The organism is Capillimicrobium parvum, assembly GCF_021172045.1.
GTDB classification, from domain to species: Bacteria; Actinomycetota; Thermoleophilia; order Solirubrobacterales; family Solirubrobacteraceae; genus Capillimicrobium; species Capillimicrobium parvum.
In genome coordinates this window covers 5774111-5794293 of sequence record NZ_CP087164.1, presented here as the reverse complement: position 1 = coordinate 5794293, position 20183 = coordinate 5774111, and the positions used below count along the sequence as shown (strand labels likewise).

Here is a 20183-nt window from a genome sequence, read left to right as displayed (position 1 = left end):
GACCCGTCCTCACGCCCGCGGCGTAGGCCGCGCCACCCCGTCCTCGCGAACACGTGTTTGTAACCGCTCCACGCGAGGGGTTTACAAACACGTGTTCGCTTGGTATGGTCCAAGGCGAACAAGCTTACTTCTAAGTAGACGCCCGAGACCCGGAGGGGAATCCATGGCTGACGACGCCACCCAGACCGTTCAGAGCAACGCCGCCGCGACGCAGCGCAAGGCCGCGGCCACCAAGCGTTCGACGACCGCCAAGAAGGCTGCGGCCACCCGCCAGAACAAGCGCACGACCACGCAGGCCAGGCGCACGACCACGCAGGCCAAGCGCACGACCCGCGGCGCGGCCCGCACCGCGCAGTCCCGCGCCGCCGCGACGGAGCGCGCCGCCGAGCGCGAGGCCCGCACGACGATCGACCGCGTCGGCGACGTCGCCGAGAAGGCCGTCCTGACCTCCGTCGGCGCCGCACTGTCGGCGCGCGACAACGTCGTCGGGACCGTCGACGAGCTGCGCGCCACCTACGGCACGCGCGAGAAGACCGAGCGCCAGCTGCGCAAGGCCCAGCGCTCGCTCGAGACCGACCTGCGCCGCTTCGAGCGCCGCGGCGCCACCGCGCGCAACCAGCTCGAGCGCGAGGTCAAGCGCGCCCGCACGCGCGTCGAGCGCCAGATCCGCGAGCAGCGCAAGTCTCTGCGCGGCGCCGTGAGCACCACGCCGCCCGCGCCGGACGCGCTCGTGCGCAACGCGAAGGCCCAGGCCGACCTCGTCTCGGCGCGCGTCGGCAACGCCGTCGAGACGGCCCAGCTGGCCGGCGCCACCGCGGTCGCGAAGGTCAGCGAGCGCGTCGCGTCGCTCGCGTAGCACCCGCTTCACCGAGAGATCGCAGGACCTCCTCCCTCGACCGGTCCCGCCCACCCGCCATGCCGGCACCCCGGTCTGGCGCGGTGGACGGGCCGGTTCTCCGCCGTACCGGGGGCCGCGCGTGGACTTTGGGACAATGCGGGGCATGACGCACGATGAGATCCGCAAGGCACTCGAGTCGGTCATCGATCCTGAGCTTCACCGCAACATCGTCGAGCTCGACATGGTGCGGTCGATCGAGATCCATGAGGGCGGCGTGGTCGACGTCGTCGTCTCGCTGACCACCCCGGGCTGCCCGATCCGCAACCACTTCCAGACCGGGGTCGCGAACGCCGCGAAGACCGTTGAGGGCGTGACCGCCGTCAACGTCTCCTTCGACGTCCTCACCGACCAGCAGAAGTCCGCGCTGCAGCAGAAGCTCGGCCGCGGCGGCGGCCTGCCCAGCGGCGCCCTCGCCGAGGTGCAGAACGTCATCTGCGTCGGATCCGGCAAGGGCGGCGTCGGCAAGTCGACGCTGACCGTCAACCTCGCCGCCGCGCTGGCCTCCGAGGGCAAGCGCGTCGGCGTCCTGGACGCCGACGTCTGGGGCTACTCGATCCCGCGGATGTTCGGCCTCGGGGCGCAGCGCCCGGACGTCTCGGCGGAGCGCAAGATCCTCCCGCTCGAGGTCGAGGGCGGCATCAAGGTCATGTCGATCGGCTTCTTCCTCGGTGAGGAGGACAGCGCGGTCGTCTGGCGCGGCCCGATGCTCCACAAGGCGCTCACCCAGTTCCTCGAGGACGTCGCGTGGGGCGCGCTGGACTTCCTGCTCATCGACCTGCCGCCGGGCACCGGCGACGTCTCGATGACGCTCGCGCAGCTCCTGCCGCAGGCGAAGTTCGTCATCGTCACGACGCCGCAGCCGACCGCCCAGAAGGTCGCGCGCCGCTCGGCCGAGATGGCGAACAAGGTCAACCTCGAGATCTGCGGGGTCGTCGAGAACATGACCGGCTTCGCCACCCCCTCGGGCGAGCGCTTCGCGATCTTCGGCGAGGGTGGCGGCCAGGCGCTGGCCGACGAGCTCGACGTCCCGCTGCTCGGCCAGGTGCCGCTGACGATGCCGCTGCGCGAGGGCGCCGACAGCGGCCAGCCGCTCGTCTTCACGAACCCGGACGACCCCGCGTCGCAGGGCGTGCGCCAGGCGGCGCGCGGCCTCGTGGCGCTGGCGCCGATCGCGCTGCCGACGCTGAACGTCGCGCCGCCCGCGGCGCCCGCGCAGCCGGTCGGCATGTCGCTGCCGATGGCCTGAGCCGGGCGTCACATCTGGCCCACATAGAACGCTTAGCCACCCTTCAGCGGAGGTTCTGCGTCCGCTGAGGGTTCGTGCCGATCATGGTGGTCATGACGGAGATCACCCTGGATCAGGCACGAGCGATCGCCCGGTTGCGGCGCCGCCATCCGGGGTGCGCCGTCGTGGTCCACGACCGGCCGCACGACATCATCCTCGAGGTGCGGCGCGGCCGCCGGACCGTGGCGCTCGAGCGCCTCGGCGAGGACGGCTCGGTCAGCGGGCCCCAGCCGCTCGGGCTGGCGCTCGCGGCGTAGGAGTCCGCGGGCGGTCCGCGCTCCTACTTGCTGGCGAAGTACTCCAGGTTGATCTGGACGAACCGGCCCCACTCGTCCGGAAGCTGATCCTCCGCGAAGCAGGCGTCGACCGGGCAGGCCTCGACGCAGGCGTCGCAGTCGATGCACTCCTCGGGATCGATGTAGAGCTGCTCGACCTTGTCGTAGTCGGGCTCGTCCGGCGTGGGGTGGATGCAGTCGACCGGACAGACCTCAACGCAGGAGTTGTCCTTGGTGCCGATGCAGGGCTCCGCGATGACGTAGGCCATGGGTTTGCGTCGTCCTCTTTCTCGTGAATCGGTCCGGCGTGGACGGCGTACTCTAACCGGCATGGCGATCACGTCGAAGCTCCTCGGCGACCGGGGCCGCAAGCAGGCCGCCAAGCTCGGGCTGCAGCCTGGTCGCATACCCCCGGGCCAGTACCTCACCGAGCGCTTTCCGGTCCTCACGTACGGCCGCAACCCGGCCTACGACCTCGACAGCTGGTCGCTGTCGATCCACGGGGAGGTGGAGGAGCCCTACACCCTGCGCTGGGACGAGCTGATGGCGCTCGAGCAGACCACCATCACGACCGACATCCACTGCGTGACGCGGTGGTCGAAGCTCGACACGACGTGGACCGGCGTGCGCGTGCGCGACGTCCTCGAGCGCGCGCGGGTGACGCCGTCGGGCGCGTTCGTCATGGCTCATTGCGACGGCGGCTACACAACGAACGTGCCGCTCGAGGCCCTGCTCGACGACGACGTCCTGCTCGCCCACCAGTACGGCGGCAAGCCGCTCGAGCACGACCACGGCGCCCCGCTGCGCCTGCTCGTGCCCAAGCGCTACTTCTGGAAGTCGGCGAAGTTCCTGCGCGAGCTCGAGGTGATGAGCGAGGATCGCGAGGGCTTCTGGGAGCTCAACGGCTACCACAACGGCGCGGACCCCTGGACCGAGCAGCGCCACTGGTTCTAGTCACCGGGGCGACCGGCCAGGTCGGGTCCGCCCTGGTCCGGCGTCTGACCGAGCGCCGCGTGCCGGTCCGGTGCCTCGTGCGCGAGCCGCGCCGGCTCGGCGACGAGCGCGTGCGCGTGCAGATCGCCCTGGGCGACCTCACCGACCCACCGTCGTTCCGCAACGCCCTGCGGGGGGTCGGCACGGTCGTCCATCTCGCCGCCTCGGGCCGCGACCAGCTTGCGGGCTCGATCGAGGAGCTCAACGCGATCGCCACCTGGCGCATGGTCGAGGCGGCGGAGCGGGCCGGGGTCGAGCGCTTCGTCTTCTTCTCGGCGCTCGGCGCGAGCACGCACCATCGCACGCGGCTGCACCGATCCAAGGCGCTCGCCGAGCGCGTGGTGCGCGAGTCGTCGCTGGCCACCACCGTCTTCGCGCCGTCGCTCATCTACGCGCGCGGTGGGCGCTGGCTCGGCGTGCACGCCCGGATGGCGCTCCTGCCGGTCGCCCCGATGTCCGGCCTGGGGCGGGCGCGCTTCCAGCCGCTGTGGGCGGCGGACGCCGCCGACTGCGTCCTGGCCGTGCTGGACGCCGACCGGCCTCCGCAGCGGGTCGAGCTGGCGGGCCCGGAGACCCTCACGCACACCGAGATGGTGCGCATCGCGGCCCGCGGGCGGCCGGTCCTCCCGGTGCCCGTCCCGGTCGCCCGCGCCGGGTTGCGGCTGACCGAGACGGTCCTGCGCTCGACGGCGCCGTTCACCTGGGACGAGGCCGAGCTGCTCGAGGTGCCCATGGTCGCCGAGGCGGGCAGCGCGGATGCCGAGCGCCTGGGCGTGATGCCGAGGCGCATGGCCGAGGCCCTCGCGCGGTGATCCGTTCCCGCCAGTTCGGCCCCGCGGGTGCGTTCCGGCTGGGCAACAAGGAGGGATCGCCATGGGTCTTCGCCGTCTCGCCGCTCTCGCGGCGCTCACCGTCGTCGTCGCCGCGCTCGGAGCCGCCGCGGCCGCGGCACAGCTTCCGGATCCGCCGGCGCTGCTCGGCGCTCCGGCGCTGCCCGGGGTCCCCGCGCTGCCGCCGGCGCCCGGCACGCCCACGGTGCCGCGCGGGCCGAGCGCGTTCAGCGGCCAGGCGGCGTGCGCTCCCCAGGACGGCATCGTGCTGTGCTCGGGCAGGGTCGCCTCGTTCGACGGCGTCCCGCTCGACGTGAACCTCGGCCTCCCGCGGGGCGGCGCCCGCCGCCTGCCGCTCGTCGTGCTCACGCACGGCTGGGGCGGCGGCAAGTACGGCCCCACGGACGCGACCCGGGCCGGGACGATGCAGGACTACGTCACGCGCGGCTACGCGGTGCTGTCGGCGACCGCCCGTGGCTTCCACGGCTCCTGCGGCACCCCCGACGCGCGCCTCGCCGGAGGGCCGGCGTGCGCACCCGGCTTCATCCGCCTCGACGACTGGCGCTTCGAGGCGCGCGACGTCCAGTTCCTCGCGGGCCTGCTCGCCGACGAGGGGACCGTCGCCGGGACCCGGATCGGCGTCACCGGCGAGTCCTACGGCGGCGGCGTGGCCCTCGAGCTCGCGGCGCTGAAGGACCGCATCTCCGACGGCACGAGCACGGGCCTGACCGCCTGGCGCTCCCCCGGCGGCCGGCCGATGCGCATCGCCGCCGCGGCGCCGGTCATCCCGTGGTCGGACCTGACGTACGCGCTCATGCCCAACGGTCGCCACCTGGACTTCCAGCGGGCGTCGCGCGCCGAGGCGCTCTCGCCGATCGGCGTCGCCAAGCTGAGCTACGTCAGCGGCCTCTACGCGCTCGGCCAGACGACCGGCTACTACCAGCCGTCGCCCGCCGCCACCGCCGACGACGCAACCAAGGAAGCGGATCTCGACAGCTGGTACGCGCGGATCGTCGCCGGCGACCCGTACGACGGCGACCCGACCGTCGAGCGCATCGCGGACCTCATCAGCCGCTTTCACTCGCCCTACGCCGTCGCGCAGTCCGGCACCGGGCCGGCGCCGGTCCTCATCGCCAACGGGTGGACCGACGACCTGTTCCCCGTCGACGAGGCGCTGCGCTTCTACAACCGGACGCGGGCGGCCTTCCCGAAGACCCCGATGGCGCTGCACTTCGCCGACTTCGGCCATGCCCGCGGTCAGAACAAGGCGGCCGACAGCGCCCTGCTGCGTCGCCGGATCGGCGCGTGGATGGACCGCTACGTCAAGGGCGACCGCGACGCCGCCGCGCCTGCGGGCGTGACCGCCCTGACGCAGACGTGCCCGGCCACGGCACCCTCCGGCGGGCCGTTCACCGCGCCCACGTGGGCGGCGCTGCATCCCGGCACGGTGCGCTTCGCCTCGGCCGCCCCGGTGACCGTCGTCGGGGGCGCGGGGGATCCGGAGTCCTCGCAGAAGTTCGACCCGATCGCCGGCGGCGGCGCCTGCGCCCAGGCCGACACGACGGACGGCCCGGGCACCGCGTCCTACCGTCTCCCCGCCGCCACCGGGCGCGGCTACACGCTGCTCGGCTCGCCGACGATCACCGCCCACCTCGCGGTGCAGGGGGTCGGCTCACAGCTCGCGATGCGGCTCGTGGACGTCGCGCCGGACGGCCGGACCGAGACCCTGATCGCCCGCGGCGTCCTGCGGCCGGCGGAGGGGCGGCAGACGTTCCAGCTGCACCCCGGCGCGTGGCGCTTCGCCGCCGGCCACGTTCCGAAGCTCGAGCTCCTGGGCCAGGACGCCCCGTACGCGCGCCCGTCGAACGGCGCGTTCACGGTGACGGTCTCTGGTCTGAAGCTCGAGCTCCCGGTCCGTGAGGTCAGCCCGACGGGGTGAACTGCAGCTTCGAGGAGTCGAACGTCGAGACCTCGCTGGCGATCTTGCGCCCGCGGAAGACGTAGCCGTCCGTGCTGAAGTACGGCGCGGACAGGAACGGCGCGGTCACCCGGAACTTCACGAACGTCGTGCGGCCCTGGGTGAAGCGGTCCACCGGGGCGGCGTCGAGGCCGCACAGACCGCCCTCGGACACCGGCTTGACGAACCCGTCGTAGAGCTCCTGCAGGGCGGCCCGGCCCTGGACGACGGTGCCGTCCGGGAAGAACAGCTTCGCGTCCGCGGTGTATCCCGCGACGAGCGCATCGGCGTCGCACGCCCGCAGCGCTGCGATGTGCGCGTCCACGAGCGCCGGCAGCGACCTGCCGCCCTTGGCCGCCGACGCCCCCGGGACGGCGACGAGCACGGCGGCCGCGACGGCGGCCATGATGAGACGACCCTTCATCGGTCCCCTTTCTCTCCGTGCACCCCTGCGCCGGAGAATCTGGAAGCCGCGATGCTCGCGCACCCGGTCCGGCGCGCAACGGTCTCGGCGCGCGCCGGTTGGAGGATTCACCGAGCAGTCACGATGCGGCCCACCGATCCGGCCGGCGGTCGGCCCAGGGCCGTGCCCGCTCGATCTGCGCGCCGAGGCACAGCAGCAGGTCCTCGCCCGCCGGGCGCCCGATGAGCTGGACCCCGGCGGGCAGCCCGTCCGCGCCGATCTCCACGGGCAGCGAGATGGCCGGCTGGCCCGTCCCGTTCAGCGCGGCGGTGAACGGCGTGAAGCGCCCGCCGCCGGCGAAGGCCTCCATCGAGCGCTCCTCGTGGTCGTGCTCGAGCTGGCCGATCGCCAGCGGCCGCTGCGCCAGGGCGGGCGTGAGCACCACGTCGTAGGGGTCGAGCTCGGCGACGATCGCGCGCATGAGCGCCTGCAGTTGGGCGTGCGCGCCGGTGACCTCGAGGCCCGAGACGGTGCGCGTGCGCTGGAAGATCTCCCAGCTGAGCGCCTGCATGTCCTCGCGCCGCGGCTCGCGTCCCGCGATGAGCGCCGAGTAGCCGATCGACAGCGCGACCGCGCCCATGAACTCGATCGAGAACAGCGGCAGCAGTGCCGGGTTCGTCCAGCTCGGCTCGATCTCGACGACCTCGTGGCCGAGCTCGTCGAGCAGTGCCGCCGTGTTCGCCACGGCGTCCAGGCAGATCGGATCGACCGCCGCGTCCGGCAGCGGGGGGTTGACCGCGACGCCGATCCGCAGCCGTCCCGGCTCGCGCAGCACCGCGTTCGCGAACGGCTCGGCCGGCGGCGGCGCCCACGTCGCGTCGCCGACCTCGTAGCCGGCCATGACGTCAAGCAGCCGGGCGGTCTCCGCGACCGTGCGCGTGAGCACGCCGTCCTGAACGAGCGGGTGGTCGCCGAGGTCGGGCGCCAGCGAGATGCGACCGCGCTGCGGCTTGAGCCCCACGAGCCCGCAGCACGCGGCCGGGATCCGGGTCGAGCCGCCGCCGTCGTTGGCGTGGGCGACGGGCACCAGGCCCGCGGCGACCGCCGCCGCCGAGCCGCCCGACGAGCCGCCCGGCGTCCGCCCGGTGTCCCACGGGTTGCGGCTGGGCGGGAAGCGGCGCGGCTCGGTGACCGGCTGGATGCCGTACTCGGGGAGGTTGGTGGTCCCGACCACCACGAAGCCCGCCGCGCGCAGCCGCCGCACCACGTTGTGGTCGGCGGCCGGCGTGAAGTCGCCCATCAGGTCGCAGGCCATCGTCAGCCGCCAGCCGGCGACCGCGCGGTTGTTCTTGATGGCGATCGGCACGCCGGCGAACGGCCTCGCGTCGTCGCGCCCGACGTCGCCGGCCTCGGCGAGCGCCCGCTCGCCGTCGACGTCGATGAACGCCCCGAGCTGCGGGTCGAGCGCCTCGATGCGGCGCACGGACAGCTCGACGAGCTCGCGGGCCGCGAGGTCTCCGGAGCGGACCAGCGCGGCGAGCTCGTCGACGGGACGGAACAGCAGATCCGCGTCGGCCATCCCGGCAGCCTACGCTTGATTTGCTACGAAAGAATCCCGAGGAGCCTGATCCATGTCCACCGACACCGAAGTCCAGTCCGGCCTGGAGGGCGTCGTCGCGTTCGCGACCGAGATCGCCGAACCCGACAAGGCGGGCGGCGCGCTGCGCTACCGCGGCGTCGACATCGAGGATCTCGTCGGCCAGGTGCCGTACGAGAAGGTCTGGGGACTGCTGGTCGACGGCCGCTTCGAGCCCGGCCTGCCGCCCGCGGAGCCCTGGCCGCTGACCGTCCGGTCCGGCAACGCGCGCGTCGACGTCCAGGCCGCGCTGGCGATGCTCGCGCCGGAGTGGGGATTCGGTGAGCTCATCGACATCTCCGACGAGCGGGCCCGCGAGGACCTGGCGCGAGCGTCCGTCATGGCGCTGTCGTTCGTCGCCCAGTCCGCCCGCGGCGCCGGACAGCCGCCCGTTCCCCAGGAGGAGGTCGACAAGGCGCGGTCGATCCCGGAGCGCTTCCTCATCCGCTGGCGCGGCGAAGCGAACCCGGACCATGTCAAGGCGGTCGACGCCTACTGGATCTCCGCCGCCGAGCACGGCATGAACGCCTCGACGTTCACCGCCCGCGTCGTCGCCTCGACCGGCGCCGACGTCGCCGCCGCGCTGAGTGCCGGCGTGGGCGCCCTCTCCGGTCCGCTGCACGGCGGTGCGCCCTCGCGCGTGCTGAAGATGCTCGACGAGGTCGAGGCGCTCGGCGACGCCGACGCGTGGGTCAGGGACGCGCTGGACCGCGGCGAGCGGCTCATGGGCTTCGGGCATCGCGTGTACCGCGCGGAGGACCCGCGCGCCCGCGTGCTGCGGCGCACCGCGCGCGAGCTCGGCTCGACGCGGTTCGAGGCCGCCGAGGCGCTCGAGCAGGCCGCGCTCGCCGAGCTCAAGGCCCGCCGCCCCGACCGCGTGCTGGCCACGAACGTCGAGTTCTGGTCGGCGGTGATCCTCGACATGGCGGAGATCCCGGCCGATCTGTTCACGCCGATGTTCACGTGCGCGCGGGTCGCCGGCTGGTCGGCCCACATCCTGGAGCAGAAGCGCGAGGGGCGGCTGATCCGGCCGACCGCCAAGTACGTCGGCGCCGGCCCGCGGTCGGTCGCGGACGTCGGGTAGATCCCACGGGGGCCCACCGGCTGCCGGCAGTGGCTGCAACCCTACCTTCGAGCGCGTGGGCCGGCGCCGGCACCCCTAGCGGCAACGTCAGCGGGCGGTCCAGCCGAGATCGATCGGAATCGGGGCGCCGCTGAACGCGCGTCCCGTCGGCCCGAGGAGGAAGGCGACGAGGTCGGCGACCTCCTCGGGCTCGAGCAGGCGCTTGATCGCGTGCGGCGCGAGGATGACGTCGCGCAGGACGGCGTCCTCGGGCAGCCCGTGCGCCTGCGCCTGCGCGGCGAGTTGCCGCTCGACGAGCGGCGTGCGCACGAAGCCGGGGCAGATCGCCGTGGCCACGATCCCGGCCTCCGCGCCCTCGAGCGCGAGCGTGCGCACGAGGCCCACGACGCCGTGCTTGGCCGACACGTAGGCGCTCTTGAACGGCGACGCGACGAGGCCGTGGGCGGAGGCCATCGCCAGGAACCGCCCGCCCTCGGGCGCCTGCACCAGCGCGTCCCACGCGTAGCGGGCCAGCAGGAACGGGCTCGTGAGCATCAGCGCGATGAGCTCGTCCCAGCGGTCCTCCGGGAACTCGGCGACCGGCGCGACGTGCTGCATCCCGGCGTTGGCGACGATGGCGTCGAGGCGTCCGTGGCGCTCGAGCGCGGCGTCCACCGCCGCGCGGTTGCCCTCGCGGGTGGTCAGGTCGCACGCGACGCCGCCGTCCTGCGGGCGCAGGTCGCAGGCGACGACGTCGAAGCCCTCCGCGACCAGCCGCGCGACGACGGCGCGCCCGATGCCGCCCGCGGACCCGGTGACGAGGGCGCAGCGGCGGTCGCTCATCCCCGCAGGATCGCCACGGCCTCGTCGGTGCCGACGACGTCGCCGTACTTCGCGTCGATGTCGGTCAGGGAGGCGTCGTGCGCGCCGGGAGCGCGGTCGGCCACCGCCTCGCGCGGGACGATGACCCGGTAGCCGTGCTGGAGCGCGTCGACGGCCGTGGCGCGCACGCAGCCCGACGTCGACGCGCCCGTGACGATCACGGTGTCGCAGCCGTGCGACGTGAGCATGGCGGCCAGCGGCGTGCCGTGAAACGCGGACGCGAAGAGCTTGTAGAGCAGCGGCTCGCCCTCGCGCGGCGCGATCCGCTCGTCGATCTGCGGCCAGCGGGTGCCGGGCGCGAGCACGAGCAGGCCGGGCGACTTGGCGATGAACGCCTTGGCGACCTGCTTGGCGCCCTCGTCGTACTCGAGCGTCGTGAACGCGACGGGCGCGCCGGCCTCGCGCGCGGCGTCCAGGAGCCGGGCGATTGACGCGACGGCGTCGTCGGTGTCGCAGTGCAGCGGCGACTCCGGATCGGTGAACCCGTAGTTCATGTCGATGACCACGAGGCACGGCCGCTCGCCGGCGCCCTGCCGGCCGCCGAAGCCGCGCTCGCTGTAGACGTCCTCGGTGCTCATGCCGTCGTCATGCCTCCGTCGATCGAGAGAACCGCGCCGGTCAGGAACGGCGGCGCATCGGCCAGCAGCCACACCACGAACGCGGCGATCTCCTCCGGCTGACCGTACCGGCCCACGGGAATCCGGTCGACGAAGCCGGACGGGTCGCCGCCTTGCGCGCGAACCGTCGCCTCGATGTCCTGCATCATCCGGGTGTCGGTCGGTCCGGGCGCGACGCAGTTGACGCGGATGCCCGGCGCCTCCTCGAGCGCCGCGCCGCGGCTGAGGCCGACGACGGCGTGCTTGCTGGCCGAGTAGGCGCAGAGGTTCGTGACGCCGCGCACGCCCGCCTGTGACGAGACGTTGGCGATCGCGCCGCCGCCGCGCCGGCGCATCGCCGGGATCACCTCGCGCAGCCCGAGGAAGACGCCGCGGACGTTGACGGCCATCGTGCGGTCGAACTCGTCGAGCGGATAGTCGGCGATCGGCGCCAGGGCGCCTTCGTAGGCGGCGTTGTTGAAGAACGCGTCCGGGTCGCCGTAACGCTCCACGCAGGCGGCGACGTACCCCGCCACCGCCTCGGGATCGCTCACGTCGGCCGAGTACGCCGACGCGGTGCCGCCCGCGGCCTCGATGCGCTCCGCGGTCGCGTGCGCGCGGTCGAGGTCCAGGTCGACGACGAGCACGGAGAACCCGCGCTCGGCCAGCCCCTGGGCGGCGTGGCCGCCGATGGCTCCGCCACCGCCCGTCACGATCGCGGTCCGCGATCCGCCTGCCCTCATTGCGCCTCCCGCCAACTAGGCCGCCACGGGCGCGAACGTGCCCGCCTTGTAGGTCTGTCCGGGCAGCTCCTTGCCCAGCGTCTCGGCCAGCCAGGCCGACACCTCCAACAGGGCGGCCAGGTCGACGCCCGTCTCGAAGCCCATCCCGTGCAGCAGGTACACGAGGTCCTCGGTCGCGATGTTGCCCGTGGCCCGCGGCGCGAACGGGCAGCCGCCGGTGCCGCCGCAGGATGCGTCGAGCAGCGCGACCCCCGCCTCCACCGCGGCGATCGCGTTGGCGTAGCCGGTGTTGCGCGTGTTGTGGAAGTGGCAGCCGACGGCGGCGCCGAGCGCGGCCACGCCGGCCACGAGCTCGCGGACCTGGGACGGCACGCCGACGCCGATCGTGTCGGCCAGGACGATCTCGTCGACCCCCAGCGCCCGCACGCGCTCGGCCAGGCCGATCACCCGCGCCGGGTCGACCCGGCCCTCGAAGGGGCAGCCGAACGCGGCCGACAACGTGATGCTGATATGGCGGTCGTCCTCGCGGGCGCGCTCGACGAGCCGGGTGCCGATCTCCATCGCGCCCTCGATCGTCGTGCCCTGGTTGCGCTCGCAGAACGTGTCGCTCACCGGGAAGGCGTAGTGCAGCTCGTCGACGCCCGCCGCGATGGCCCGGTCATAGCCGCGCTCGTTGAGCACGAGTCCGGCGACGGTCAGGCCGTCGCGCCGCTCGATCCCGGCCATGACCTCCTCCGCGCCCGCCATCTGCGGCACCCGCTTGGGGTTGACGAAGCTCACCGCCTCGATCCGCGGCAGCCCCGCGGCGGCCAGGCGGTTGCACAGCTCGGCGCGCACCTCCGGCGCCAGTGCGCGCTCCTCGTTCTGCAGGCCGTCGCGCGGCCCCACCTCGCAGATCTCGATCCGGCCGGTCGCCGTCATACGACGCCCTCCTCGCGCAGGCGGGCCAGCTCGTCGCCGGAGAGGCCCAGCAGCCCGCCGTAGATCTCGTCGTTGTGCTGGCCCATCGGCCACGGGCCGGTCCAGGCCGCCGCGCCCGGCGTGCCCGAGAGCTTCGGGTGCACGGCGGGGACCCGCAGCGGCCCGAGGTCGGGGTCGTTCATCGTGACGAGCGCCTCGCGCGCGGCGTACTGCGGGTCCTCGAAGATGTCGGCGATGCTGTAGACCGGGCCGCAGACGACGCCCGCCGCGTTGAGCACCCGGTCGATCTCGGTGGCGGTGCGCTGCCCCGCCCACTCCGCGATGATCGCGTCGAGCTCGTCCTGGTGCACGCCGCGGGCGCGGTGGTTCTCGAAGCGAGGGTCGGTGAGCAGGTCCTCGCGCTCCATGACCTTGCACAGGCGCTCCCAGAGGTTCTCGGCGTTCGCGGCGATCACCACCCACTTGTCGTCGCCCGACTTGTAGACGTTCGACGGCGCGATGCCGTCCAGCCGCGTCCCCGAGGGCTCGCGGACCACCCCGAGCCGGTCGTAGTCGGGGGCCATCGACTCCAGCAGCGAGAAGCAGCTCTCCATGATCGAGGCGTCGATGACCTGACCCTTGCCGCCCTGCGCGTCGCGGTGGTAGAGCGCCATCAGGACGCCCTGGGCGGCGAACATCGCCGCGAGCGAGTCGCCGAGCGAGATGCCCAGGCGCGGCGGGGCGCCCCCCGGGAAGCCGTTGATGTAGCGCAGGCCGCCCATCGCCTCGCCCGCGGAGGCGAACCCGGCGCGCCCGGCGTACGGGCCGGTCTGGCCGTAGCCGGAGACGCGCGCGATGACGAGGCCCGGGTTGACCTCCCAGAGGTCCTCGGGCGAGAGGTTCCAGCGCTCGAGCGTTCCGGGGCGGAAGTTCTCCACGAGCACGTCGCTCTCGGCGACGAGGCGGCGCAGCAGGTTCTGGCCCTCCTCCACGCGCAGGTTGAGCGTGACGAGCTTCTTGTTGCGCGACTGCACGGGCCACCACAGGCCGCGGCCCTCGAGGTGGCCGGAGCCCCAGTCGCGCAGCGTGTCGCCGCGATCGGGCGCTTCGACCTTGATGATCTCGGCCCCGAAGTCGCCGAGGAGCCGGCCGACGAACGGGCCGGCGAGGAGGATGCCGAGCTCGACGACGCGCACGCCGAGCAGCGGTCCCTGTTGAACCGCGGGCGCGGTGTCGGCGGCCGCGTCGGCGGCGGTTCTCTCGGTCATCTCGGTTGTCTTCTCCGTCCCGGCGCTCGTGATGTCCGACTTTGAACTACGGTTTGTATGCAACTGCGTACAGTGGAACCGTAGTACGCCCGCGGAGCGCACGTCAATGCGCTGCACGGGCCCGGAAGGGGGAGCAATGGGCAGACTGCAGGACAAGGTGGCCCTCGTCACGGGGGCCGGATCGGGCATCGGGCGCCAGACGGCGCTGCGCTTCGCCGAGGAGGGCGCCGCGGTGATGGCGGTCGACCTCGTCGAGGAGACCGCCGCCGAGACGGCCTCGCTCATCGCGGCCGAGGGCGGCCGGGCGCTGAGCGGCCGCATGGACGTCACGCGCGCCACGGAGATCGAGGCCGGCGTCCAGCGGACGGTCGACGAGCTCGGCGCCGTGGACGTCGTCGTCAACAACGCCGGCATCACGATCGTCGGCGCGGCGCACGACCTCGAGGAGGACGACTGGGACAAGGAGCTCACGATCAACCTCAAGAGCGTCTACCTCGTCTCCAAGGCGGTCTGGCCGCGGATGAAGGCCCGCGGCGGCGGCTCGATCGTGTCGACGGCATCGATCGCCGGCCTGTGGGCGATCCCCGACGACGCCGCGTACTGCGCGTCGAAGGCGGGCGTCGTGATGCTCACGAAGTGCATGGCGCTCGACGGCGCGAAGGACGGCATCCGCGTCAACTGCGTCTGCCCGGGCTTCATCCAGACTCCCATGATCGACGGCTACTTCGCCGACCAGCCCGATCCCGAGGCCTCCCGGCAGTTCGCGGTCGGGCTGCATCCGCTCGGGCGCCTCGGGGAGCCGCTCGACATCGCCGACGGCTTCGTCTACCTCGCCTCCGACGAGGCGCGCTGGGTGACGGGAACCGCGCTCGTGGTCGACGGCGGGCTCACCTCCGGGATCTGGGGCGGCTGAGCGGGTTCGCACGACCCGCTCGAGCTCCGGGATCTGGGGCGGCTGAGCGGGTTCACACGACCCGCTCGAGCTCCTGGATGCCGAGCAGCTCGTTGACCTCGTCGAAGGGCATGAAGCGGTCGGCGAAGCCGGCCGTCGTCCCGTGCTCGAGCAGCTCGCGGCACACCTCCTCGTAGGCGCGCGCGATGACCCACGTCTGCGTCGAGGGGAAGATCACGATGCGGTAGCCGAGCTCCTGCAGCTCGTCGGCGGTCATCGCCGGCGTGCGGCCCGTCTCGCTCATGTTCGCCACCGACGGCGCGTCGACGCGCCGGGCGATCTCGGCGAGCTGGTCGCGCGAGCCGGGCGCATCCACGAACACGAGGTCGGCGCCTGCCTCCGCGTAGTCGTTGCAGCGGTCGATCGCCTCGTCGAGGCCGAGCGGCTGCAGCGCGTCGGTGCGGGCGATCACCAGCATCGACGGGTCGCGGCGGGTGGCGACGGCGGCGCGGATCTTCAGGACCATCTCGTCGCGCGGGATGACCTCCTTGCCCTCCATGTGCCCGCACTTCTTCGGGAAGATCTGGTCCTCGATCTGGATCGCCGCGGCGCCCGCGCGCTCCATCTCGAGCGTCGTGCGCTTCACGCCGGGGATGGCGCCGTACGCGGTGTCGCAGTCGACGATGAGCGGGGTGGTCGAGACGCTCGTGACGCGCTGGACGCTCTGGACCATCTCGGCGAGGCCGACGACGCCGATGTCGGGCAGGCCGTGGTGGTGCGCGGCGACGGCGTAGCCGCCGTGGTAGAAGGCGTCGAACCCGGCACGCTGGGCGATCCGCGCGGTCAGGCCGTCGTGGACGCCCATGGCGACGACGATGCTCGGGTCCTCGAGGCGCTCGCGCAGGCTCGGTCGATCGGTCATTCGCGTGTCATCCCTTCATGGGTTCGGTGTCTGTGCGGCGATCCGGCGGCGCGCCCACTCGACGAGGCCTCCCGCGTCCATGATCTCCGCCACGAACGGCGGTTGCGGCACGGTCTCGAAGCGCTCGCCGCCGCACTCGACGACCCCGTCCTCGAGGTCGATCGCGATCGTGTCCCCGTCGGCGATCGCGGCGGCGGCCTCGGGCGCCTCGATCACGGGCAGGCCCACGTTGATCGCGTTGCGCAGGAAGATGCGCGCGAAGCCGGCGGCGACGATCGCCTGCACGCCGCGCGCCCGGATCGCGACCTGCGCCTGCTCGCGCGAGGAGCCCATGCCGAAGTTGCGGCCGGCCACGAGGATGTCGCCGGGCGCCACGCGGGCGGCGATCTCCGGGTCGTAGGTCTCGAGCAGGTGCTCGCCGAGCTCGTCGGGGTCGGTCAGGTTGAGGTACGGCCCGGGAAGGATGTTGTCGGTGTTGACGTCGTCGCCGAGCTTGATCGCGCGGCCCTCGATGCGTGCGGAGCTCACCCCAGCACCTCGGCGGGGTCGCACAGCTCGCCGGTGACCGCGGCGGCGCCGGCCACGTAGGCGTTGGCGAGGAACACCTGCGAGTCCGGGTGGCCCATCCGGCCGCGGAAGTTGCGGTTCGTCGTGGCCACCGCGGTCTCGCCGGCGGCGATGATGCCCATGTGGCCGCCGAAGCAGGCGCCGCAAGTGGGCATCGACACCGCGCCGCCCGCCGCGACGATCGTCTCGAGCAGCCCTTCGGTCAGCGCTTGGCGGTAGACGCGCTGGCTGGCGGGCACGACGATCAGCCGGGTGCCGCGGGCGACGCTGCGGCCCTCGAGCAGACGGCAGAGCTGGCGCAGGTCGGTGATCGTGCCGTTCGAGCAGTTGCCGACGTACACCTGGTCGACGTGCGCGCCCGCGACGTCGCCGACCGGCGCGACGTCGCCGGGCGACGGCGGCCGCGCGACGAGCGGCGGCATGCCGTCGAGGCCGATCTCGACGCGTTGCTCGTAGACCGCGTCGTCGTCGGGGAGTACCGGCTCGAGCGCGCGGTCGCCGACCTTCGGGGCGAGCCACTCGAGCGTCGTCTCGTCGGCGGCGACGATGCCGGTCTTGGCGCCGGCCTCGACGGCCATGTTGCACAGCGCCATGCGCTCGTCGACGGAGGTCCTGTCGATCGGCGGGCCCGCGAACTCGAGCGCCGCGTACGTGGCGCCGGAGACGCCCGAGTGGGCGAGGTACGCGAGGATCAGGTCCTTGCCGGTGACGTATGCGCCGCACGAGCCGCGGTACTCGACGCGGATCGACTGCGGCACGCGCACCCACGTCTGGCCGAGCGCGAGGGCGACCGCGATGTCGGTCGACCCCATGCCGGTGCCCAGCGCGCCGAACGCGCCGTAGGTGCAGGTGTGCGAGTCGCCGCCGACGATGAAGTCACCCGGCGCGATCAGGCCCTCCTCGGGCAGCACGGTGTGCTCGATGCCGGCGTTCGCGGTGCTTCCGGCCTCCCAGTAGTGCTCGATGCCCTGGTCGCGCGCGAAGCGCCGGAGTCGGCCGACGAGCTCGGCGCTGCGGACGTCCTTGGCGGGCGCGAAGTGGTCGGCGAACAGCGCGACGCGGTCGGGGTCGAACACGCGCTCGGCGCCGGTGCGCTCGAACTCCGTCAGCGCCACGGAGCCGGACACCTCGTTGGCCATGACGAGCGCGACGTCCGCCAGGCCGAACGCGCCAGGCGTGACGTCCTCCACGCCGTGGGCGGCGAGGATCTTCTGGGCGATGGTCCGCGGCTCGGCCATCAGGCACCTCGCAGGCGGTGGCGCAGGTACTCGATCTCGATCACCATCGTGGGGATACCCAGTCGGAACCAGGTGACGATCCCCGCGATGTCGGCCTGCGCCTCGGCGTCGTAGCCGAGGTCCGCGACATTCGGCATCGCCTGCCCGCGCACGACGGCCGCGGCGCGTGCGGCGACGTCGGCGATCGCGGCGTGCAGTTCGTCCTCGCCGGCGAGCGGGCGCACGAGCCGCCATGCCCGCTCTGCCACGGCCGGCCGGCTCGCCGCGAGCTCGCGCCACATGCCCGGCACCGTGAAGCCGCCGTGGCAGGCGCGGATGTCGTCGAGCAGGCCGGGCACCGGCGCGGGAAGCGGTGCGTACATCACCGCCGGCGCGCCCGCGGCCGTGGCGACGCCGGCCGGCGGCGGCGCCGGCGTCGTTCCCGGCGCGGGCTCGGCGTCCGCCAGCCCCGCCGACAGGGCCGTCACGAGCAGGAGGTTGCGCGGGTTCGCGACGTTGTAGCGCTCGAGCAGGACGCGGACGTCCGCCGCCGCGGCCCCCGCGGCGAGCGCGCCGCCGGGCAGTCGCTCGGCCGCCTCGGTCCCGCGCGCCCGCGCCGCGCCGGCGAACGCCGCGCCCTCGGGGCCGCCGAGCACGCCGGCCATCGCGTCCGTGGTCGCGGTCAGCAGGCGGTCGTAGCGGCCGAGCATCCGCACGACCGTGGGCAGGAAGTCGACGCCGAGCGCGTCGCGCAGGCGCGCGTAGGCGTCCGCCACGGCCCCCGTCGCCTCGTCCTCGGCGACCTCGCCCGAGCCCCGCAGCGGGCCGCGCACGATCACGGCGTCGCCCGCGTTCACGGGTCCGCCTCCGTTCCGCGGGTCGGCCGTGCCACCACCGGCCTCAGCCCGCGGCGGGCGACAGCCGCGTCCCGCCGTCCGCGCCGACGAGCGAGAACAGCTTCTCGTCCTGCAGCGTGCCGGGCGTCGGGAAGGCCAGCTTCGAGTGGCTGAGCCCGAGGCGCACGACGGTCTCGGCGAACGCCACGGCCGCCGGACCCGGGTTGATGAGCGGGCACGGCAGGTGCTCGGTCAGGTACGCGGCGGCCTGGTGCATCGTCGTCGAGCCGAGCACGATGACGTCGGCCCCGTCCTCCTCGATGGCCTTCATCGCCTCGTCGGTGAGGCGCTGGTACATCTCCTCCTCCTTGCCGGCGAACAGCTGCTCGACGTCCGGCGGGATGTTCACCGCGCGGATGGAGGCGACGTTGTCGGTGAGCCCGTACTCCTTGAACAGCTTGCGGTAGAAGAAGCCCCAGGTGTCCCACATGGTCACCACGGAGAACTTCTGGCCGAGCACGCCGGCGAGGTGGAACGCCACCTGGCCGGGCCCGATGACCGGGATCGACAGCCGGGAGCGCAGGACCTGCAGCCCGGAGTCCGACACCGTGTCCATGACGACGGCGTCGTAGCCCTCGTCCTCGGCCTGGAGCCCCGCCTCCGCGATGTAGGCGTCGAACAGGATGGACTCGTAGTAGGAGTCCAGCAGGAAGCAGCTGTTGCGCACGGGCACGAAATCCACGTCCACGTCGGGTCCGAGCAGCCCCTCCGGGATCTGCGCGGCGCGGGCGCGCACGCCGGCCTCGTCGAACGGGAACGGGATGATGTACTTGATCCGCACGGCGGCCTCGCTTGGTTCCGGCGTCGCCTCTCCACCGACGAACGCGAATGTCGGACTTACGGCGTTCTATCTGCCCCCGGGGGCGTTGTCAACCGCGCCGCGCGGGACGGCTGGGAAGCCCGCAGGGACGAGCGGCCAGTACCGCCTCACGCAACTAGGTCCGGCCGAGACGGCGCCGGACCGTGCCTGCCGGCACCCGGCGCCCACACCCGTACCACCAGTACGACGGCGGGCACCGTGCACCGGCACGCACGCCCCGGCATCCCTGTCGCCTCGAACGTAGTTGCGTTCGCCGGTACTAGTCGCCGTCGACGCCGGTGCTCTGGCGCCACATCTTCTGGTACGTGCGGCTCAGGTATGCGAGATGGCGCTGCATCTGCTCGGCGGCGGCCTCGGCGTCGCCGTCCTCGATCGCGGCGAGGATCGCGCGGTGGTCCTCGTTGATGCGCTTGGCGAAGCGCTGGCTCATGGCATCTCGGGCCAGGTTCGTCTGCAGCACGGAGAACACCGGCTGCGCGGCGATGCACAGCAGCGTGTTGCCGCAGCCGTCGAGCACCGCGGAGTGGAACTCCTTGTTGTAGACGAAGTGCTCCTCGGTGCCGAGCTTCGCCGGGTCCTCGATGATCGTGTCGCGCATCCGCTCGAGGTCGCCCGGCGTGCGCCGGACCGCGCACTGGCGCGCGGCGAAGACCTCGAGCAGCTCGCGCGCCTCGAGGAACTCCTGCAGCGTGACGTCCTCGGACTCCGACAGCAGGCTGATGTTCGCGTGCAGGAACGACGAGATGTGGTCGACGGTCGGCAGCGTGACGAAGCTACCGCCGCCCGCGCCCTTCGCGGTGCGGATGAGGTTCTGGGCGGCGAGCACGCGCAGCGCCTCGCGAACCGTGCCGCGGCTGACCCCGAACTCGCGCGCGAGCACGGCCTCGTTGGGCAGCCGCTCGCCGCGGCTCAGCTCGCCGCGCATGATGAGGTCGCGAAGCTGGTCGTAGACCTGCTCGTACGCCTTGCGAACGCGTTTCACCGGGGCGGTGGGCAGCCGTTCCTCCGGGACGGTCAGCCGAGAGACGGCCCGCTCGTGCCGAGCAAGCTCATCGTCGGACTCTGGCGTCTCGGATGTCATCTCGGCCCCCATGGTCGTCTGGGAGGATAGCCCCGGGCCCCGTCTGAACCAGCCCGTCT

Annotated in this window: 22 protein-coding genes; 8 read left to right on the top strand and 14 right to left on the bottom strand. The window is 73.1% G+C overall.

Translation table 11 applies throughout. From position 1 onward, the window contains the following. Positions 1–163 precede the first annotated feature (163 nt). From DSM104329_RS28025 to DSM104329_RS28010, 3 genes are all read left to right on the top strand, one after another. Entirely contained in the window at positions 164–856 is a 693-nt protein-coding gene (locus DSM104329_RS28025; RefSeq protein WP_259313169.1) for a hypothetical protein, read from the top strand. 145 nt (positions 857–1001) lie between these two features. Further along, on the top strand, positions 1002–2144 hold the full coding sequence (locus DSM104329_RS28015) for an Mrp/NBP35 family ATP-binding protein (RefSeq protein WP_326924468.1): 1143 nt from the start codon (positions 1002–1004) through the stop codon (positions 2142–2144). Positions 2145–2236: 92 nt separating this feature from the next. Further along, positions 2237–2440, top strand: a complete 204-nt coding sequence (locus tag DSM104329_RS28010; RefSeq protein ID WP_259313168.1) for a hypothetical protein — start codon at positions 2237–2239, stop codon at positions 2438–2440. A gap of 23 nt (positions 2441–2463) precedes the next feature. Here DSM104329_RS28010 and DSM104329_RS28005 read toward each other — a convergent pair whose 3' ends face one another. Beyond that, entirely contained in the window at positions 2464–2727 is a 264-nt protein-coding gene (locus DSM104329_RS28005; RefSeq protein ID WP_259313167.1) for a 4Fe-4S dicluster domain-containing protein, read from the bottom strand. 61 nt (positions 2728–2788) lie between these two features. Here DSM104329_RS28005 and DSM104329_RS28000 point away from each other — a divergent pair, with 61 nt between their 5' ends. From DSM104329_RS28000 to DSM104329_RS27990, 3 genes are all read left to right on the top strand, one after another. Then, complete coding sequence (locus tag DSM104329_RS28000) at positions 2789–3412, top strand: sulfite oxidase-like oxidoreductase (protein ID WP_259313166.1); 624 nt, start codon at positions 2789–2791, stop codon at positions 3410–3412. Beyond that, complete coding sequence (locus DSM104329_RS27995; protein WP_259316264.1) at positions 3349–4263, top strand: SDR family oxidoreductase; 915 nt, start codon at positions 3349–3351, stop codon at positions 4261–4263. Before DSM104329_RS28000 ends, DSM104329_RS27995 begins: the two co-directional genes overlap by 64 nt. A gap of 61 nt (positions 4264–4324) precedes the next feature. Then, positions 4325–6220, top strand: coding sequence for a S15 peptidase family protein (locus DSM104329_RS27990; RefSeq protein WP_259313165.1), 1896 nt, complete (start codon positions 4325–4327; stop codon positions 6218–6220). On the opposite strand, the gene DSM104329_RS27985 is transcribed toward DSM104329_RS27990, so the two are convergent. Both DSM104329_RS27985 and DSM104329_RS27980 read right to left on the bottom strand, forming a co-directional pair. Continuing rightward, entirely contained in the window at positions 6204–6662 is a 459-nt protein-coding gene (locus tag DSM104329_RS27985) for a nuclear transport factor 2 family protein (RefSeq protein WP_259313164.1), read from the bottom strand. The two genes, DSM104329_RS27990 and DSM104329_RS27985, sit on opposite strands and share 17 nt — an antisense overlap. A gap of 118 nt (positions 6663–6780) precedes the next feature. After that, positions 6781–8220, bottom strand: coding sequence for an amidase (locus tag DSM104329_RS27980; protein WP_259313163.1), 1440 nt, complete (start codon positions 8218–8220; stop codon positions 6781–6783). A 52-nt stretch (positions 8221–8272) separates the two neighbouring features. Here DSM104329_RS27980 and DSM104329_RS27975 point away from each other — a divergent pair, with 52 nt between their 5' ends. Next, the gene (locus DSM104329_RS27975; protein ID WP_259313162.1) at positions 8273–9361 is read left to right on the top strand and encodes a citrate synthase 2; all 1089 of its coding nucleotides are present in this window, start codon (positions 8273–8275) and stop codon (positions 9359–9361) included. Positions 9362–9448: 87 nt separating this feature from the next. On the opposite strand, the gene DSM104329_RS27970 is transcribed toward DSM104329_RS27975, so the two are convergent. Genes DSM104329_RS27970 through DSM104329_RS27950 form a run of 5 tightly spaced genes read right to left on the bottom strand, consistent with a single transcriptional unit; the run spans position 9449 to position 13729 of the window. After that, on the bottom strand, positions 9449–10183 hold the full coding sequence (locus DSM104329_RS27970; RefSeq protein ID WP_259313161.1) for an SDR family NAD(P)-dependent oxidoreductase: 735 nt from the start codon (positions 10181–10183) through the stop codon (positions 9449–9451). Continuing rightward, positions 10180–10800, bottom strand: a complete 621-nt coding sequence (locus DSM104329_RS27965; RefSeq protein ID WP_259313160.1) for an isochorismatase family protein — start codon at positions 10798–10800, stop codon at positions 10180–10182. The genes DSM104329_RS27970 and DSM104329_RS27965 overlap by 4 nt, the downstream gene beginning before the upstream one ends. Beyond that, the gene (locus tag DSM104329_RS27960) at positions 10797–11561 is read right to left on the bottom strand and encodes an SDR family NAD(P)-dependent oxidoreductase (protein WP_259313159.1); all 765 of its coding nucleotides are present in this window, start codon (positions 11559–11561) and stop codon (positions 10797–10799) included. The genes DSM104329_RS27965 and DSM104329_RS27960 overlap by 4 nt, the downstream gene beginning before the upstream one ends. 15 nt (positions 11562–11576) lie before the next feature. Further along, on the bottom strand, positions 11577–12482 hold the full coding sequence (locus DSM104329_RS27955) for a hydroxymethylglutaryl-CoA lyase (protein ID WP_259313158.1): 906 nt from the start codon (positions 12480–12482) through the stop codon (positions 11577–11579). Beyond that, positions 12479–13729: a CaiB/BaiF CoA transferase family protein gene (locus DSM104329_RS27950; protein WP_259313157.1), complete on the bottom strand. Its 1251-nt coding sequence runs from the start codon at positions 13727–13729 to the stop codon at positions 12479–12481. The genes DSM104329_RS27955 and DSM104329_RS27950 overlap by 4 nt, the downstream gene beginning before the upstream one ends. Before the next feature lie 136 nt (positions 13730–13865). Here DSM104329_RS27950 and DSM104329_RS27945 point away from each other — a divergent pair, with 136 nt between their 5' ends. Beyond that, positions 13866–14642, top strand: coding sequence for an SDR family NAD(P)-dependent oxidoreductase (locus DSM104329_RS27945; RefSeq protein ID WP_259313156.1), 777 nt, complete (start codon positions 13866–13868; stop codon positions 14640–14642). A 52-nt stretch (positions 14643–14694) separates the two neighbouring features. On the opposite strand, the gene DSM104329_RS27940 is transcribed toward DSM104329_RS27945, so the two are convergent. From DSM104329_RS27940 to DSM104329_RS27915, 6 genes are all read right to left on the bottom strand, one after another. Further along, a complete protein-coding gene (locus tag DSM104329_RS27940) occupies positions 14695–15543 on the bottom strand; it encodes an isocitrate lyase/PEP mutase family protein (protein WP_259313155.1) in 849 nt (282 codons plus the stop codon). Between the two features lie 15 nt (positions 15544–15558). Then, on the bottom strand, positions 15559–16071 hold the full coding sequence (locus DSM104329_RS27935; protein ID WP_259313154.1) for a LeuD/DmdB family oxidoreductase small subunit: 513 nt from the start codon (positions 16069–16071) through the stop codon (positions 15559–15561). Further along, positions 16068–17348, bottom strand: a complete 1281-nt coding sequence (locus tag DSM104329_RS27930; protein WP_259313153.1) for a 3-isopropylmalate dehydratase large subunit — start codon at positions 17346–17348, stop codon at positions 16068–16070. The genes DSM104329_RS27935 and DSM104329_RS27930 overlap by 4 nt, the downstream gene beginning before the upstream one ends. Beyond that, entirely contained in the window at positions 17348–18184 is an 837-nt protein-coding gene (locus DSM104329_RS27925) for a hypothetical protein (protein WP_259313152.1), read from the bottom strand. Before DSM104329_RS27925 ends, DSM104329_RS27930 begins: the two co-directional genes overlap by 1 nt. Positions 18185–18227: 43 nt before the next feature. Further along, positions 18228–19004, bottom strand: coding sequence for an aspartate/glutamate racemase family protein (locus tag DSM104329_RS27920; RefSeq protein ID WP_259313151.1), 777 nt, complete (start codon positions 19002–19004; stop codon positions 18228–18230). 298 nt (positions 19005–19302) lie between these two features. Next, a complete protein-coding gene (locus tag DSM104329_RS27915; protein WP_259313150.1) occupies positions 19303–20025 on the bottom strand; it encodes a FadR/GntR family transcriptional regulator in 723 nt (240 codons plus the stop codon). Positions 20026–20183: the final 158 nt, after the last annotated feature.